Source organism: Streptomyces sp. NPDC058401 (assembly GCF_042722885.1).
Lineage (GTDB): Bacteria > Actinomycetota > Actinomycetes > Streptomycetales > Streptomycetaceae > Streptomyces.
Window position 1 is genome coordinate 9,891 of sequence record NZ_JBHXKA010000020.1, and the last position, 15,911, is coordinate 25,801.

A 15,911-nucleotide genomic window follows, 5' to 3' on the forward strand; every position below is an offset into this window, starting at 1 on the left:
CGGCGGGGCTGGATTGGGCTACGCCACCCGCGGCCGGGACGACGTGTGCTGCTGGTGGCGCGGGGACGTGAGGAAGCCGCGCAGGGCCATCGTCGTGCCGAGGGCGACCATCACCGCGGCGACGGACATGCCCAGCACCCCGTTCAGGGGGAGGGCGATGCCGATCGAGCCGCCCAGCACCCAGGCCACCTGGAGCAGGGTCTCCGAGCGGGCGAAGGCCGACGTACGGACGGCCTCGGGCACGTCGCGCTGGATCATCGCGTCCAGCGAGAGCTTCGCGAGGGCCTGGCAGAAGCCGGCCACCGCCGCCAGGATGGCCATGAACAGCCCGCTGAAGAAGACCGCCGCGACGATGGCCACCGCCAGCGTCAGGGACAGGACGGCGGCGATGATCGCCTCGGGCGCGCGGGCCCGGAGCCAGGCCCCGACGGCCGTCCCGCAGGCGTTGCCGACGCCCGCCGAGACGCCGACGATGCCCAGCGACACCGCCGCGCTCTGCCCGGCGAGCGGGTGCTCGCGCAGCAGGAACGCCAGGAAGAAGATCAGGAACCCGGACAGCCCGCGCATCGACGCGTTCGCCAGCAGCCCGCACAGCACCGGCCGGCTGACCGTCCGCAGCCCCGGCCGCTTCGAGTGCGCCTCGTGGGTGGAGAGCCGGGCCCGGCGCTCGCCCTTCGCCTCGTCGACCTTGTGCGGCAGCGTGAACGCCGCGAAGGTGCCCCAGATGAAGATCGCGCACGCCCCGTAGAGCGGCCACGGCGGACCGATCTGGTGCAGGGCGGCGCCCACGGGCGCGGCGGCGCCGGTGGCCAGCAGACCGGCCAGGGTCACCCGGGAGTTCGCTTTGACCAGGGAGAACCCCGGTGGGAGGAGTCGGGGGACCACCGCGCTGCGCACCACCCCGTAGGCCTTGGAGGCGACGAGGACCCCGAGGGCGGCCGGGTACAGCTCCAGGCCGCCCGTGGCCACCGCGCCCGACATCATCACGGCCAGCAGGGCCCGCGTGAGCATCGCGCCGGCCATCGCGGCCCGCCGCCCGTGCGGCAACCGGTCCAGCAGGGGGCCGATCACCGGGGCCAGCAGGGTGAAGGGGGCCATCGTGATGGCGAGGTACAGGGCCACCCGGCCGCGCGCCTCGTCCGTGGGGACGGAGAAGAAGACGGTGGAGGCCAGCGCGACTGTGATCATCACATCACCGGCGCCGTTGATCGCGTGCAGCTCGATCAGTTTGCCGAGGCCCGATTCGCCCGCGCCGTGCGCGTGCGTGGCCCGCCGGATTCCGCGTGCCGTACCGGTGAAGGGCAGGTGCAGGGCACGCCCCACAGCCCGGCCGGCCCGCCTGGCCGGTCCCGAGCCGTCATCGGACGACCGTACGGGTGCCACGTGGCCATACTGCCCCACTTGCTCCTCCGGAACCTGCTTCCGGCGCGTCGCGGGGACCCGGCCGGGCCCCGGGATGGCCCCCCGTGTCCGCGAATCGGACCTTGCATGTGGGCCGAAGGCGCCGGAGGAGGTAGCGTGCGTAGCGCGCCACCGGCGGTTGCTCCTGGCCGCGCGCCTCTTCGCGATCCCGCAGAATGGATCGCAGGTAGGTGCGCCCTGGAACCCGATCGGGCGCGGACGTCGACGCGGCCCCCTGGTCCGCTCCGCCCGCGCTACGTAGGGACAGCCGACGGGTCGTTGTGGACGACAAGTACGGACGGCGCACTCGTGAGACGGCGTAGGAGAGAACGAGACCTGTGAGTGCTGCGACGACGCGAAGCCGTACCCCCGACCGCCTGTGCGTCGAGGCGGTAGACCTCGCCCGAGCGGCGGCCGAAGAGGCCGCATACCCCGGAGTGGTGGGCGAGCACACTGCCGCCATCGCGGAAGGTGACCGGGTCGTCACGCACTTCTTCGAGTGCAAGGACCCCGGCTACCGCGGCTGGCGCTGGGCCGTGACGGTGACGCGTGCGTCCCGCGCGAAGAACGTCACCCTCGACGAATCGGTGCTCCTGCCGGGCGACGACGCCCTGCTCGCGCCCGAGTGGGTGCCGTGGAGCGAGCGGCTGCGGCCGGGCGACATGGGGCCGGGCGACCTGCTCCCCACGGACGCCGAGGACCTGCGGCTGGAGCCCGGCTGGTCGGGCGAGGACGCCCCGCCGCCGAACTCGGTGGTGTCCAGCGAGATGGCCGAGCTGGTCGAGGCCGAGGACGCCGACGTCACCGACCGCGCGGTGGTGCCCGTACGCGGCTCCATCACCTCGGTGGCCGAGGAGCTGGGCATGCGCCGCGCGCGGGTCCTCTCCCGCTACGGGCTGCACAGCGCGGCCGACCGCTGGGACGAGTCCTTCGGCGCGAAGACCCCGATGGCGCAGGCCGCCCCGGCCTCGTGCGTCTCCTGCGGGTTCCTCGTCGCGATCGGCGGCTCGCTGGGCCAGGCCTTCGGCATCTGCGCGAACGAGTTCGGACCGGCCGACGGCCGGCTGGTCTCCCTGTCCTACGGCTGCGGCGGCCACTCGGAAGCCGCGGTCATGCCGAAGCCGCCGCGCCCGGCCCCGCCCGTCCTGGACTCGATGGCCTCGGACGAGTTCCCCCTCCGCCCGTCCACCGACACGGGCTCGGTCCCCACGGCAGACGAGCTCGCCTCGGACCTCGGCCACTCCTGACCTTCCAGCCGTCCGGCGCTTGAGGACCGGGGTCTGGGCCTTTTCAGCCGTCCGGCGTTTGAGGACCGGGGTCTGGGGCGGAGCCCCAGGTCCTTCCAGCCCGTCCGGCGTTTGAGGACCGGGTCCGGGCAGCGCCCGGGGAACGGGCGAAGGGCGGGTAGGGGAACTCCGCCCCGCGCAGCGGCCGGCACCCGGTTGGCTGGCCCGGAGGGCGACGCGCCGGCAGGCGTGATCCGCTGGGCGGGATGAAGACCTCCGTGCGCCCCGAGAGCCACACCGGCCAGGCGGCCCCCACCCGTACCCGCCTGTCCTGGGTGGACTTCGCCGTGGCGGCGGCCTTCCTCGTCCTGGGGTACGCGATCCTCCAGGTAGGCAAGGGCACCACGGTCAATTTCGACCCCGCCGACGTCCCCGACGTGGACACGGACCCCGCGAAGCTCCCGTACTACGCCGCCCGCAGCGTCCTGCGCATGTTCATCGCGCTGATCGCCTCCGTGGTCTTCACCTTCGGTTACGCCTACGCCGCCGCCCGCAGCCGCCGCCTGGAACGGGTGCTGATCCCGGCCCTGGACATCCTCCAGTCCGTGCCCGTCCTCGGTTTCCTCTCCGTCCTCGTCACCTTCTTCGTGGCGCTGTTCCCCGGCTCGCTGCTCGGCCTCGAAGTCGCCGTCATCTTCGCGATCTTCACCTCGCAGGCCTGGAACATGACCTTCGGGTTCTACGCCACCCTGACCTCGCTGCCCCGCGAACTCGACGAGGTCTCCCGATCGTTCGGTTTCACCCGCTGGATGCGCTTCTGGCGCGTGGAGGTCCCCGCCGGGGTCATCGACCTGGTGTGGAACGGCATGATGAGCTTCGCCGGCGGCTGGTTCATGCTGGTGGCCTCCGAGGCGGTCTCCGTCTCCGGGCAGCAGTACGCCGTCCCGGGCCTCGGCTCGTACGCGGGCACGGCGATCGGCGAGGGCGACCTCGGCAAGATCGGCTGGGTCATCCTCGCGATGACCGTGACCATCGTCACCGTCAACTTCTTCTTCTGGCGGCCCCTCACGGCCTGGGCGGAGAAGTACAAGAACGAGCAGTCGGAGTCCACCGACGTCCAGCGCAGCTACGTCCTGGACTTCCTGCGCCGCTCCCACTGGCCCCGTCTGCTCGGCCGGGCCACCGCCCCCGCCCGCGATGCCACCGGCCGGGCCGCCCGGGTACTGGGCCGCGACGACATGGCGCTGTCCGTGGACCCGGCCCGCCGCCGGACCGGCGACGTGGTCTTCGCCGTCGTCGCCGGAGCCGTCATCCTGTGGGGCCTGTACGACCTGGTGCGCTACCTTCAGCGCGAGACCGGTCTCGGGGTGTTCGGGGAGCCGCTGCTGCTCGGACTGATCACCTTCGTCCGGGTGATCGTGCTCGTCGCCGGCGCCACGGTCGTGTGGGTGCCCGTGGGTGTGTGGATCGGCTCCTCGCCCCGGCTCACCAAGATCGCCCAGCCGGTGGTGCAGGTCCTGGCGAGCTTCCCCGCCAACCTGCTCTTCCCGGTGGCCGTCTGGTTCTTCCTCAGGACCGGGCTGAACATCAACATCGGCTGCGTCCTGCTGATGGCCCTGGGCGCTCAGTGGTACATCCTCTTCAACGCCATCGCCGGGGCCATGGCCATCCCCTCCGACCTCAAGGAGGCCATGGACGACCTCGGTGTCTGCGGGATCCAGCGCTGGAAGCGCCTGATCATCCCGGCCGTGTTCCCCTCGTACGTCACCGGCGGCATCACCGCCTCGGGCGGCGCCTGGAACGCCTCCATCGTCGGCGAGGTCGTCACCTTCGCCGGGACGACCCTGTCCGCGACCGGCCTGGGCGCGTACATCTTCCACGCCACCGAGGCCGGGGACTTCCCGAAGCTGATCGCCGGGATCGCCGTCATGAGCCTGTACGTGGTCGGCCTCAACCGGCTGTTCTGGCGGCCCCTGTACCGGCTGGCGGAGCGCCGCTACTCCCTCTGAAGCCCGCCGCTGAAGCCCGCCGCCCGCCCGCCCGATCCGAGGAGCCCGCACCGATGACCGCGCCCACGACCGCGACCACGATCCTGCGGGCCGCCGCCCTCACCAAGTCCTACGCCGGCGCCGACGGGGAACTGCCCGTGCTCGGAGGCATCGACCTGGAGATCCGCGAGGGCGAGATCGTCGCCCTCCTCGGGAAGTCCGGCAGCGGCAAGTCCACCCTGCTGCGCTGCCTCGCCGGGCTGATCCCCGCCAGCTCCGGCTCGGTCACCTACCGGGGCGAGGAGCTGCGCGGGGCGAACCCGGGCACGGCCATGGTGTTCCAGACCTTCGCGCTGCTGCCCTGGCTGACGGTGCAGCAGAACGTGGAACTGGGCCTGGAGGCCAAGGGCATGGACCGTGAGGCCCGGGCCCGGCAGGCGGTGGACGCCATCGACCTGATCGGCCTGGACGGCTTCGAGTCGGCGTACCCGAAGGAGCTCAGCGGCGGGATGCGCCAGCGCGTCGGCTTCGCCCGGGCGCTGGTCGTGGAACCGGACGTGCTGATGATGGACGAGCCGTTCTCCGCCCTGGACGTGCTCACCGCCGAGAACCTGCGCGGCGAGCTGATGGAGCTGTGGGCCTCCGACCGCTTCCCCGCCAAGGCGGTCGTCCTGGTCACGCACAACATCGAGGAGGCCGTGCTGATGGCCGACCGGGTGGTGGTGCTGGGCTCGCGGCCCTACGGAACCATCAAGGAGACCTTCCCGGTGGACCTGGCCCGCCCCCGGGACCGGTCCGGCGCCGACTTCGAGCGGATCGTGGACGCCGTGTACGCGGTGATGACCGGCCGCACCGCCCAGGCCACCGCCAGCACGCCCACGGCCCCGCCGGCCAAGCGCACCCCGGCCAACACCCCGCTCCCGGCGGCCAGCGTCGACGGGATGGCGGGCCTCGCCGAGATCGTGCTCCAGCGGGGCACCGGCGACGGCAGCGTGGACCTCGCCGACCTCGCCGAGGAACTGGGCCTGGAGGTGGACGACGTACTGCCCCAGGTGGACGGGCTGGAACTGCTGGGTCTGGCCGAGGTACGGGACCTGCACCTGGTGCTGACCGCCCGCGGCACCGCCTTCGCGGGCGCCGACGTACAGGAGTCGAAGGAACTGTTCGCGGAAGGGGCCATGGAGGTCCCCCTCGTCCACCTCATCCACACCACCCTGCAGCGCTCGCGGGGCGGCACCCAGCGGGCCGGCTTCTTCCGGGACCTGCTCTCGCACCACTACACGAGCGAGCAGCTGGAACAGCAGCTGGAGACGGCCACGGACTGGGGCCGCTACGGGGAGCTGTACGGCTACCACGCCGACGGCGAGGAATACCGGCTCGACGAGGACCCCGGCCGGGGATAGCCCCGTACGCTCGGCACATGGGGGAATCGGACATGGTGGGACTGGACGGCCGGGTCACGGGAACGGTCGGGCCGGGGCTGGTCGGCGAGGTCATCGTGCGCATCCGGGGCGGAGCCGAGCACTTCCTCGCCCACCCGGCACCGGGGACGGGCCGGCTGTCCGTCGGGACGGTGATCACGGTGGTCGAGTACCTGCCGCCGCGGACGGTCTACGTGATGGCCGCGTACGGGGACTGACCAGGCGTCGGGGCCGCCCGTACGGCCCTCGCGTATCAAGATGGCGACAAGATTCGGCCGCCGTCTTCACGCCGTCCTGACGCGGGCGCACACTCGCCTTCTTCGGTGGTGAACGCCACCGCGTACGAGGGGGAGTTGCCGATGTCTGTCGGCGTACTGGCAGGGATTGTCGTGGGTGCGATCGCGGCCGCGATCGGCCTGTTCAAGCTCATGTGGAGGGTGGCCGAGCCCAACGAGGCACTGGTCATCTCGGGCTCCGCGCACAAGACCGAGGGCATCGCGGAGGGCATGGGCTTCCGGATCGTCACCGGCCGGGGAACGATGGTGCTGCCCGGCGTGCAGGCCGTGCGGAAGCTGTCGCTGGACCTCAACGAGACCCAGCTGAACGTGGACTGCGTGACCCACCAGGGCATTCCGCTCCGGGTCAAGGGCGTGGTCATCTTCAAGATCGGCGACGACTTCGTGTCCATCGCCAACGCGGCCCGCCGCTTCCTGGACCAGCAGAAGATGATGCCCGAACGGGTGCACATCGTCTTCGCCGGCCACCTGCGGTCCATCGTGGGCGGGCTGACGGTCGAGGACATGATCCGCGACCGCGAGAAGCTCACCGGGCAGACCCGGGCGGCGTGCGGTACGGAGATGGAGAAGCTCGGCCTGATCGTGGACTCCCTCCAGATCCACGAGATCGAGGACCCGACGGGCTACATCAAGAACCTGGCGATGCCGCACGCGGCAGCCGTCCAGCGGGACGCGCGGATCGCCCAGGCCGCCGCCAACCTGCTGGCGACCGAGGCCGAACAGGCCGCCTTCGCGCGGATGTCGGAGGCCACCCGGGACAGCGAGATCCTCCAGGCCGGCTACCAGGCCGAACGGGACAAGGCGGCCGCGACGGCCCGGCAGGCGGGCCCGCTGTCGGAGGCGGCGGCGCGGCAGGAGGTCGTGGTCCAGGAGACCCGGGTGGCGGAGCTGGAGGCGGACCGGCGCGAGCAGCAGCTCCAGGCGGACGTGCGCAAGCCCGCGGACGCGGCGGCGTACGAGACCCGGACCCGGGCCGAGGCGGACCGCGACGCGCGCATCTCGGCGGCGCAGGCCAAGGCGAAGGAGACGGAGCTGGCCGCCGCGGCCGAAGCCACCCGGGTCACGACGGCCGCCGCGGCCGACGCGAAGGCCACGGAGGCACGGGGCCTGGCGGCGGCGACCGCCACCCGCGCGACCGGCGAGGCGGAGGCCGCGGCGACCCAGGCCAAGGGCCTCGCGGAGGCGGCGTCGGCCCAGGCGAACGGGCTCGCGCTGGCGGAGTCCGCCAAGGCGAAGGGCCTCGCGGAGGCGACGGCCATCAAGGCGCGGGCCGCCGCGCTGGCGGAGAACCAGGAAGCGGTGGTCGCACAGCAGCTCGCCGAGAACTGGCCGGCGATCGTGGAGGCGGGCGCGGGCGCCTTCGGCAACGTCGAGCACATGATCCTCCTCAACGGCGCGGAGGGTATGTCGGAGATGTTCGCCAAGGCCCTGACGATGGGCGGCACGGGCCTGGGCCTGGCCCGCCAACTCCTGTCGACGATGTCCCAGCCGACCCCTCCCCCCACCCCGGTGAACGGCTCCACCCCGGCGGACTCCCACCAGATCCCGATCCAGGGAGCCTGACCACCAGCGGCGCGGCACCGCTCCCGGACGCCGGAGGGGCTGGATGTGGCCGAGGCGGGACTGGACGTGGCCGAGGGGGCTGGATGGCGCGCAGCGCCATTTCAGCCCCTCCGGCGTTTGAGGAGCGGGGTCTGGGGCGGAGCCCCAGGAGGGGTCCGGGCGCAGCCCGGGGAACGGTGGAAGGGCGGGTAGGGGACCCAGCCCCGCAGGGCCCGACCACCCGGACCCGGACCCGGACCCCGACCCGGACCCCGACCCGGAGGGTCAGGCCTTGGGTCGGCGCCGGAGGAGCCGCTTCGCGGCCAGGGTGAGGGTCAGGGCCGCGACCAGGACGAGCGCGCCCTTCGTGAAGCTCCCGCCGGAGGGTGCCGCGGGCGCACCCGGGGACGGGGCCGGCGCGGCCGAGCCGGAGCCGGAGGCCGAGGGCGAGGGCTTCGCGTCCGCCGGGGCCACCGGAACGGCGACGACCCGGCTGTTGGACCCCTCCGCCCCGAACATCAGCGTCGACCCGTCCGACGAGTACGTCACGGACTCCGCCTGCCCCTGCCACGGCGCAGCCACCGCCTCCCCGTCCCCGGAAGGCCGCCCGTCCTTCCACGGGTACGTCTTCGCCCACAGATAGCCCCGCAGCGCGAGCCGCCCCCCGTCCGGCGAGAACGCCCCGTCGGTGACCCACGGGACGTCCCCGATCCGCCGGAAGGTGTTCGTGCCGGAGGCGGACAGGGCCTCCGGCCCCTCGTAGAGCCCGCCGGCCTTTTCGTCCTTGCTCGCGATGTACACCCGCCCCGTCACCGGGTGCACCATCAGCGCTTCCGCGTTCCGCGGCCCGTCGGCGTACTTCACGGTGAACTGCTCGGCCTTGAGCGTGGCGTCCCCGAGCGTCTTCGGCTCGGGGAAGCGGTAGATCCACACGTGGTCCCAGGAGCCGCCCAGGTTGTCCCCGATGTCGCCGACGTACAGCCGCCCGTCGGGGCCCAGCGAGATCCCCTCGATGTCCCGGGGCTTGCCGATGCCGGTCAGGGTGATGCGCGCGACGGTCTTGCCGGTCGCGGAGTCCACGGCGTAGACGTAGGGGCCGTCGTCGCTGTCGTTGTGCGTCCAGTAGACGCCGGGGTGGATCCGGCTGGCGGCGAGCCCGCTCGACTCCTTGATCCGGGGGTCGGTGATCGTGAACCCGGACGCGGCGGGCCCGGCGGCGGCGGCCACCGAGGGCATCAGCACGAGGGCCGCGGCGGCGGCGGTCAGGGGCAGCAGGTGCGGGCGCATCCCCCTACCCTGCCAGCCCGCCCCGCGTGTCCGGCATCACAGGGGCCGCGGCCCGGTGATCCGCGAAGATGACCGGATGCGTTTCATGTTTGTTGGCGATTCCATGACCATCGGACGCGCCGGCGACTACACCTGGCGCTACCGGATGTGGCAGCACCTCGACACCACCTTCGGCGGCCCGTACGAGATCGTCGGCCCCCGCAGCGGCCTCTACGACGCCCACACGGACGCGCCGACGAGCGACTCCTACGCCGACCCGGGCTTCCCCGCCGAGGCCCGCCGCCACCTGGCCGGCTGGGGCGAGGGCTGGCAGCACATGGCCCCGCTCATCGGCCCGGCCGCCGGCGCCGCCGGGGCCGACGTGCTGCTGGTCTCCCTCGGGCTGATCGACCTGGGCTTCTACACCGCCGCCGAGGGCACCGCCGCCAACGTCCGCGCCTTCATCGCGGGGGCCCGGGCGGCCCGGCCGGGGATACGGATGATCCTGCTGCCCGTCATACCGAACATCAGGGCCCGGGACGACGAGCCCTTCGCCCGGCAGGTCGAGCTGTTCAACGAGCTCCTCGCCAAGGCCGTGGCCGACCTGTCGACCCCCGCCTCGCCGATCCTGCTGGCCGCGCGCCCGGAGGCGTACGAGATCGACCGCGACACCTACGACGGCACGCACCCCAACACCTCCGGCGAGCACCGCCTCGCAGGCGAGTTCGCGGCGGCCCTCCACCAGGCCTGGGCCCTGGGCGGCCCGTACCGGCCCCGCCGGGACACGTAACACGCGTTTCACGGGCGGGTCTTGCTTCGAGCGCACTCCAGGCAGTTGGCTAGTGGCCCATGGAGTACACGCAGCTCGGACGCACCGGTCTCAAGGTCAGCCGACTTGTCCTCGGCACCATGAACTTCGGCCCCCAGACGGGAGAGCCGGAGAGCCACGCACTCATGGACACGGCCCTCGACGCCGGTATCAACTACTTCGACACGGCCAACGTGTACGGGTGGGGCGAGAACAAGGGCCGGACCGAGGAGATCATCGGTACCTGGTTCGGTCAGGGCGGCGGCCGTCGGGAGAAGACGGTCCTCGCCACCAAGGTCTACGGGAGCATGGCCGCGGAGGGCGACCCGTGGCCCAACTACGACCGCCTGTCGGCGCTGAACATCCGGCGGGCCGTCGACGCCAGCCTCAAGCGCCTGAACACCGACTACATCGACGTCTACCAGTTCCACCACGTGGACCGGCTGACTCCCTTCGAGGAGATCTGGCAGGCCGTCGAGGTCCTGATCCAGCAGGGCAAGATCCTGTACGCGGGCTCCTCGAACTTCCCCGGCTGGAAGATCGCCCAGGCCAACGAGGCCGCGGCGCGCTCGGGGCGGCTCGGGCTGGTCAGCGAGCAGTGCCTCTACAACCTCGCCGAGCGGCGGGCGGAGCTGGAGATCATCCCGGCTGCCGAGGCGTACGGGCTGGGCGTCATCCCGTGGTCCCCGCTGCACGGCGGGCTGCTGGGCGGGGCCATCCGCAAGGCGTCGGAGTCGGGGCGCACGGCCACCGGCCGCTCGGCGGACGCGCTGGCGAACAGTTCCGTACGGGCGCAGGTGCAGGCGTACGAGGACCTGCTGGACAAGCACGGACTGGAGCCCGGCGAGGTCGCGCTGGCCTGGCTGCTGACGCGTCCCGGGGTCACGGGTCCGATCGTCGGGCCGCGTACGCCGGAGCAGCTCGCGTCCGCGCTGCGGGCGGTGGAGCTGAAGCTGTCGCCGGAGGTGCTCGCGGGACTGGACGAGGTCTTCCCGGGGCCGGGTCCGGCTCCGGAGGCGTTCGCCTGGTAGGCGGCGGGTGTCGGGCTGCGGGTGTCGGGCCGCGGGCGTCGGGAGTAGGGCCGGGGGCTACTGGCCCACGACGGCGGCCACCGCCACCACGACGAACATCAGTACGAGCACACCGGCCATGACGCGGTTTCTGGTCTTGGGATCCACCCGTCGAGCCTAACGCGACCGGGCCCGCCCCTCGTACGGAGGGGCGGGCTCTCCCAGTTCCCAGGAGCCGACGACCTCGTAGCGGGGCTGCTCGCCGGGGACGCCGGAGACGGGCAGGTTGCTGCGGACCAGGCTGAGCTCGCCCACTTGCCAGGCGGCGCCCTCGAAGGAGGCCAGGGCCGCGCAGTAGGGGCGGACGTCGTCGCCCTCGTCGCGGAGCCGGCCGAGGGTGAGGTGCGGGGTGTAGCGGTGGTGCTGGTCCATCGGCACCCCGGAGCGCCGGGCGGCGGCGTCGGCGCGCTCGGCGAGCATGCGCAGGGCGTCGAGGTCCCCGGCGGCGCCGGCCCACAGGGCGCGGTGGCCGAAGTGGCCGGAGCCGTGGATCCGGAGCGGGAAGGGTGTGGTGTGCGCGGCGGCGCGGGCGAGACGGGTGTGGAGCTCGGGGAGGACCCCGTCGCGGACCTCGCCCATGAAGGCGAGGGTGAAGTGCCAGCCCGCTTCCGCGGTCCAGCGCAGCCGGTCGTCTCGTAGGCCGCGTACGGCCTCGGCCAGTTCCGAGAGGGCCGCCTCGGGCGGAATGACGGCTGCGAACAGTCTCATGGTGCCGAGCCTAGTGGGGGTGCCGGGTGCGGCGGCGTTGCCGGGGACCAGTCCCCGGACCCCTGCTCCTCAAACGCCGGCGGGGCTGGAAAATCCAGCCCCGCCGGGGCTCACGCCGCCGTGACCAGCTGGCGGCGGTCCGACGGGACGAACGTCACGCCGTGGCGGCTCACGCTGAGGCGGAGGTTGCCGATGCGGGAGAGGACGAGGCCGATGGCGAGCGCGGCGGCCAGGGAGACCGCTCCGCCCGCGGCCATGCCGATCCGCGCGCCGTAGGTGTCCGTGACCCATCCGACCAGCGGGGCCCCGATCGGGGTGCCGCCGGTGAAGACCATCATGAACAGGGCCATCACCCGGCCCCGCATCTCGGGGTCGGTGGCCATTTGGACGCTGGAGTTGGCGGTGACGTTCACCGTCAGGCCGAAGACGCCGATGGGCACGAGCAGCGCCGCGAACAGCCAGAAGCTCGGTGCGAAGGCCGTCACCAGCAGGAGGACGGAGAAGAGCACCGCCGCCGCGACCAGCAGCCGCAGGCGGGAGAGGCCCCGGCGGGCCGCCAGCAGGGCGCCCGCGAGGGAGCCCGCCGCGATCAGGGTGTTGAAGAGTCCGTAGGTGCCCGCGTCGCCGTGGAAGACCTTGCTGACGAAGGCGGACAGCCAGATCGGGAAGTTGAAGCCGAAGGTGCCGATGAATCCGACGAGCACGATCGGCCAGATCAGCTCGGGCCGTCCGGCGACGTACCGCAGGCCTTCCCGGAGCTGGCCCTTGGCGCGGGGCTGGACCTCGATCCGGTGCAGTTCGCGGGTCCGCATGAGCAGCAGGGCCGCGATCGGCGCGGCGAAGGACAGGCCGTTGAGCAGGAAGGCCCATCCGGAGCCGACGGCGGTGATGAGGACACCGGCGATGGCGGGGCCCACCAGGCGCGCGGACTGGAAGTTGGCGGAGTTCAGGCTGACCGCGTTGGCGACCTGGTCCTTGCCGACCATCTCGGAGACGAAGGTCTGGCGGGCCGGGTTGTCCACGACGGTGACCAGGCCGAGGAGGAAGGCGGCGAGGTAGACGTGCCAGACGTTGACGTGACCGGCGAGGGTGAGGACACCGAGGGCGAGGCCGGTGAGGCCCATGGCCGCCTGGGTGAAGAGGAGCAGCGGGCGCTTGGGGAGCCGGTCGGCGAGGACGCCGCCGTAGAGCCCGAACAGCATCATCGGCAGGAACTGCAGGGCGATGGTGATGCCGACCGCGGAGGCGGATCCGGTCAGTGACAGGACCAGCCAGTCCTGGGCGATGCGCTGCATCCAGGTGCCGGTGTTCGAGACGGCCTGGCCCGTGGCGAAGAGCCGGTAGTTGCGGATCTTCAGCGAGCTGAACATCGAGGTCTTCGTGTTCTGTGCGGTGCCCGGCGCGTGCGTAGTGGTGGATGTGTGGCCGGGGGCGGAGTCTGCTCCGGGTCCCGTACTCAAAAGGTTCGCCTCCTGGCGTCGTTCCTATAGGTGCGCGAGCTTGTCGAGGACGGGCGCGGCTTCGCGCAGCTTGGCCCATTCGTCCTCGGTCAGCCCGGCCGCGAGCCCGGCGAGGAAGGCGTTGCGCTTGCGACGGCTCTCTTCGAGCATCGCTTCGGCCTCCTCCGTCTGGCGGACCACCTTCTGGCGGCGGTCGTCGGGGTGCGGTTCCAGCGTGACCAGTCCCTTGGCTTCCAGCAACGCGACGATGCGCGTCATGGACGGCGGCTGCACGTGCTCGCGCCGGGCCAGCTCACCGGGGGTGGCGTGGCCGCAGCGGGCGAGGGTGCCGAGGACCGACATCTCGGTCGGGCTCAGCGATTCGTCGACGCGCTGGTGCTTGAGGCGCCGGCCCAGCCGCATGACGGCGGAGCGGAGGTCGTTCACGGCGGCTGCGTCGTCACCATGGGAAAGGTCATGCATGTCTTTAGAGTAACTCATTACTCTACCTAAGGAACACCACTTAACCGGTGTCACTCGTACGGGTGAGTCGGCTCCGGAAAGTGACACGCGTCCATGCCCTGTGCCCCGACTCTTTCGGCATGGGGACACATGTGCTGAGCATGCGCATAGACGGGGAGCTCCTCGACAGGCTCCGGACTCATGCCGCCAAACGCGGAATGAGCGTCCAGGACTATGTGGTCCGGACGCTCATTCGCGACGATTTCGACGAACGCTTCAAGGCGGCCGTCGACGAGACGGAGAAGTTCTACGGCCTTACGTGAGGCCCAGCGCGGGCATCGCGTAGTAGAAGACGAAGACCGCGGACACGACGTACATGGCCACCGGGACCTCGCGGCCCCGGCCGGTCGCCAGCCGCAGTACGGAGAAGGCCACGAAGCCGATGCCGATGCCGTTGGTGATCGAGTACGTGAACGGCATCATCACCATGGCCAGGAAGGCCGGGACGGCGATGGTGAAGTCGTTCCAGTCGATGTCCCTGACCGAGCCGGCCATGATCAGGAAGCCGACCGCGACGAGGGCGGGCGTGGCCGCCTGGGAGGGGACCATCGTGGCGAGCGGCGTGAGGAACAGCGACACCGTGAACAGGCCGCCCGTGACGATGTTCGCCAGGCCCGTCCTGGCCCCCTCGCCGACGCCGGCCGTGGACTCCACGAAGCAGGTGGTGGCCGAGGAGGAGGAGGCGCCGCCCGCGGCGACGGCCAGGCCGTCGACGAACAGCACCCGGTTGATGCCGGGGAAGGAGCCGTCGGGCTTCGTCAGCTTCGCCTCGTCGCCGACGCCCAGGATGGTGCCCATCGCGTCGAAGAAGCAGGACAGCAGCACGGTGAAGACGAACAGGATGCCGGTCAGCATCCCGACCTTGCCGAAGCCGCCGAACAGGCTGACCTGACCGATGAGCCCGAAGTCGGGCGCGGCCACCGGGTTGCCCGGCCACTCCGGGACGGTCAGGCCCCAGGCGGCGTCCGGGAGCTTGGTGACCAGCTGGATCACCAGGGCGGCGACGGTCATGGCCACGATGGAGATCAGGATCGCGCCGGGGGTCTTGCGGATGATCAGGGTCAGCGTCATCAGGACGCCGACCACGAAGATCAGTACGGGCCAGCCGTGCAGGTGGCCGTTGCTGCCGAGCTGGATCGGGACCGTGGTGTGCGCGAGGTCCGGCATGCGGGTGACGAAGCCCGAGTCGACCAGGCCGATCAGCAGGATGAACAGGCCGATGCCGATCGCGATGCCCTTGCGCAGGCCGAGCGGGACGGCGTTCATGACCCGCTCGCGCAGGCCGGTGGCGACGAGCAGCATCACCACGAAGCCGGCCAGGACCACCATGCCCATGGCGTCGGGCCAGCTCATGCGCGGGGCGAGCTGGAGGGCGACGACGGTGTTGACGCCGAGCCCGGCGGCGAGCGCGATCGGGACGTTGCCGATCACGCCCATCAGCAGGGTGGTGAAGGCCGCGGTCAGCACGGTGGCGGTGACCAGCTGGCCGCCGTCGAGCTGGTGCCCGTACATGTCCTTCGCGCTGCCCAGGATGATCGGGTTCAGCACGATGATGTAGGCCATCGCGAAGAAGGTGGCGAAGCCGCCGCGGACCTCGCGGCCGATGGTCGAACCGCGCTCGGAGATCTTGAAGTAGCGGTCCACAGGGGCCGTCGTGCTCATGGGGGTCCTGGTCCTCAGTGGTGGTTTCATACGACGAAAACGGGCCAAGCCCAAACCGTTTCAGTATGAACACATGAACGAGAGGCCGTCTATCTCCGCGCGTAGACCCTCCGCCGACCGGCCTAGGGGGTGCTCCTCGGGCCTCCGCGGAGCACCCCCTAGACTGGTTCCCATGGCGAAATGGACTGCGACGCACGAGGCCCCCGAGCCCCTTGAGGGTCCGATCGTCGCCACCGTGACCGGTGGCACGATCATCTGGTTCGCCCTCTTCCTCTTCCAGCTCCCCTTCTACGGGTGGTTCGCGGACCGGGGCATGCTGTGGTGGGTCTGGACCTGCGCCGTCGGCGGGGTCCTCGGCCTGATCGGCCTCTGGTACGTCCGCGGCCGTGACGCGGCGCTGAAGCGGCACGCGCTTGAGCTGGCCGCTCGGAACGAAGACACCCCGGCGGGCGGCCCGGCTCCCCAGGCGGGCTAGCCCTGCCGCCCCGGGGGTGCGCCTGCTCCCTGCCGGATGCGCGCGGCGCCGTTGCCGGGGGCTCCGCCCCGGGGCCCCCGCGCCTCA

At 71.8% G+C, this 15,911-nt stretch carries 15 protein-coding genes; 9 read left to right on the top strand and 6 right to left on the bottom strand.

Annotated features, from left to right (window positions below; genetic code table 11):
- Window positions 1-18 precede the first annotated feature (18 nt).
- Window positions 19-1,401, bottom strand: coding sequence for an MFS transporter (locus ACFWNV_RS10245; RefSeq protein ID WP_383943440.1), 1,383 nt, complete (start codon window positions 1,399-1,401; stop codon window positions 19-21).
- Between the two features lie 338 nt (window positions 1,402-1,739).
- Here ACFWNV_RS10245 and ACFWNV_RS10250 point away from each other — a divergent pair, with 338 nt between their 5' ends.
- The 5 genes from ACFWNV_RS10250 to ACFWNV_RS10270 all read left to right on the top strand — a co-directional run bounded on the left by ACFWNV_RS10250 (window position 1,740) and on the right by ACFWNV_RS10270 (window position 7,895).
- A complete protein-coding gene (locus ACFWNV_RS10250) occupies window positions 1,740-2,648 on the top strand; it encodes a DUF3027 domain-containing protein (protein WP_383943443.1) in 909 nt (302 codons plus the stop codon).
- 245 nt (window positions 2,649-2,893) lie between these two features.
- Window positions 2,894-4,636, top strand: coding sequence for an ABC transporter permease (locus ACFWNV_RS10255; protein ID WP_383943446.1), 1,743 nt, complete (start codon window positions 2,894-2,896; stop codon window positions 4,634-4,636).
- A gap of 53 nt (window positions 4,637-4,689) precedes the next feature.
- Window positions 4,690-6,018: a nitrate/sulfonate/bicarbonate ABC transporter ATP-binding protein gene (locus ACFWNV_RS10260; RefSeq protein WP_383943449.1), complete on the top strand. Its 1,329-nt coding sequence runs from the start codon at window positions 4,690-4,692 to the stop codon at window positions 6,016-6,018.
- 17 nt (window positions 6,019-6,035) lie between these two features.
- Entirely contained in the window at window positions 6,036-6,254 is a 219-nt protein-coding gene (locus ACFWNV_RS10265) for a hypothetical protein (RefSeq protein ID WP_383943452.1), read from the top strand.
- 141 nt (window positions 6,255-6,395) lie between these two features.
- Window positions 6,396-7,895, top strand: a complete 1,500-nt coding sequence (locus tag ACFWNV_RS10270; RefSeq protein WP_383943455.1) for an SPFH domain-containing protein — start codon at window positions 6,396-6,398, stop codon at window positions 7,893-7,895.
- Window positions 7,896-8,159: 264 nt separating this feature from the next.
- Here the strand turns inward: ACFWNV_RS10270 and ACFWNV_RS10275 are convergent, their stop codons facing one another.
- Window positions 8,160-9,161: a WD40 repeat domain-containing protein gene (locus ACFWNV_RS10275; RefSeq protein ID WP_383943458.1), complete on the bottom strand. Its 1,002-nt coding sequence runs from the start codon at window positions 9,159-9,161 to the stop codon at window positions 8,160-8,162.
- Between the two features lie 76 nt (window positions 9,162-9,237).
- Here ACFWNV_RS10275 and ACFWNV_RS10280 point away from each other — a divergent pair, with 76 nt between their 5' ends.
- Both ACFWNV_RS10280 and ACFWNV_RS10285 read left to right on the top strand, forming a co-directional pair.
- On the top strand, window positions 9,238-9,930 hold the full coding sequence (locus ACFWNV_RS10280; protein WP_383943461.1) for a GDSL-type esterase/lipase family protein: 693 nt from the start codon (window positions 9,238-9,240) through the stop codon (window positions 9,928-9,930).
- Window positions 9,931-9,989: 59 nt separating this feature from the next.
- Complete coding sequence (locus ACFWNV_RS10285; RefSeq protein WP_383943464.1) at window positions 9,990-10,979, top strand: aldo/keto reductase; 990 nt, start codon at window positions 9,990-9,992, stop codon at window positions 10,977-10,979.
- A gap of 156 nt (window positions 10,980-11,135) precedes the next feature.
- On the opposite strand, the gene thpR is transcribed toward ACFWNV_RS10285, so the two are convergent.
- From thpR to ACFWNV_RS10300, 3 genes are all read right to left on the bottom strand, one after another.
- A complete protein-coding gene (thpR, locus tag ACFWNV_RS10290) occupies window positions 11,136-11,726 on the bottom strand; it encodes an RNA 2',3'-cyclic phosphodiesterase (RefSeq protein WP_383943467.1) in 591 nt (196 codons plus the stop codon).
- Window positions 11,727-11,836: 110 nt separating this feature from the next.
- Window positions 11,837-13,186, bottom strand: coding sequence for an MFS transporter (locus ACFWNV_RS10295; protein ID WP_383943470.1), 1,350 nt, complete (start codon window positions 13,184-13,186; stop codon window positions 11,837-11,839).
- A 24-nt stretch (window positions 13,187-13,210) separates the two neighbouring features.
- On the bottom strand, window positions 13,211-13,648 hold the full coding sequence (locus ACFWNV_RS10300; protein WP_383943472.1) for a MarR family winged helix-turn-helix transcriptional regulator: 438 nt from the start codon (window positions 13,646-13,648) through the stop codon (window positions 13,211-13,213).
- A gap of 119 nt (window positions 13,649-13,767) precedes the next feature.
- Between ACFWNV_RS10300 and ACFWNV_RS10305 the strand changes: the two genes are divergently transcribed.
- Window positions 13,768-13,950, top strand: a complete 183-nt coding sequence (locus ACFWNV_RS10305) for a hypothetical protein (RefSeq protein ID WP_030156886.1) — start codon at window positions 13,768-13,770, stop codon at window positions 13,948-13,950.
- Here the strand turns inward: ACFWNV_RS10305 and ACFWNV_RS10310 are convergent.
- Window positions 13,943-15,349: an NCS2 family permease gene (locus ACFWNV_RS10310; RefSeq protein ID WP_383943475.1), complete on the bottom strand. Its 1,407-nt coding sequence runs from the start codon at window positions 15,347-15,349 to the stop codon at window positions 13,943-13,945. The genes ACFWNV_RS10305 and ACFWNV_RS10310 overlap by 8 nt on opposite strands.
- Before the next feature lie 172 nt (window positions 15,350-15,521).
- Here ACFWNV_RS10310 and ACFWNV_RS10315 point away from each other — a divergent pair, with 172 nt between their 5' ends.
- Window positions 15,522-15,824 (top strand): DUF2530 domain-containing protein, encoded by a 303-nt coding sequence (locus ACFWNV_RS10315; RefSeq protein ID WP_383943478.1) that lies wholly within the window; start codon window positions 15,522-15,524, stop codon window positions 15,822-15,824.
- Window positions 15,825-15,911: the final 87 nt, after the last annotated feature.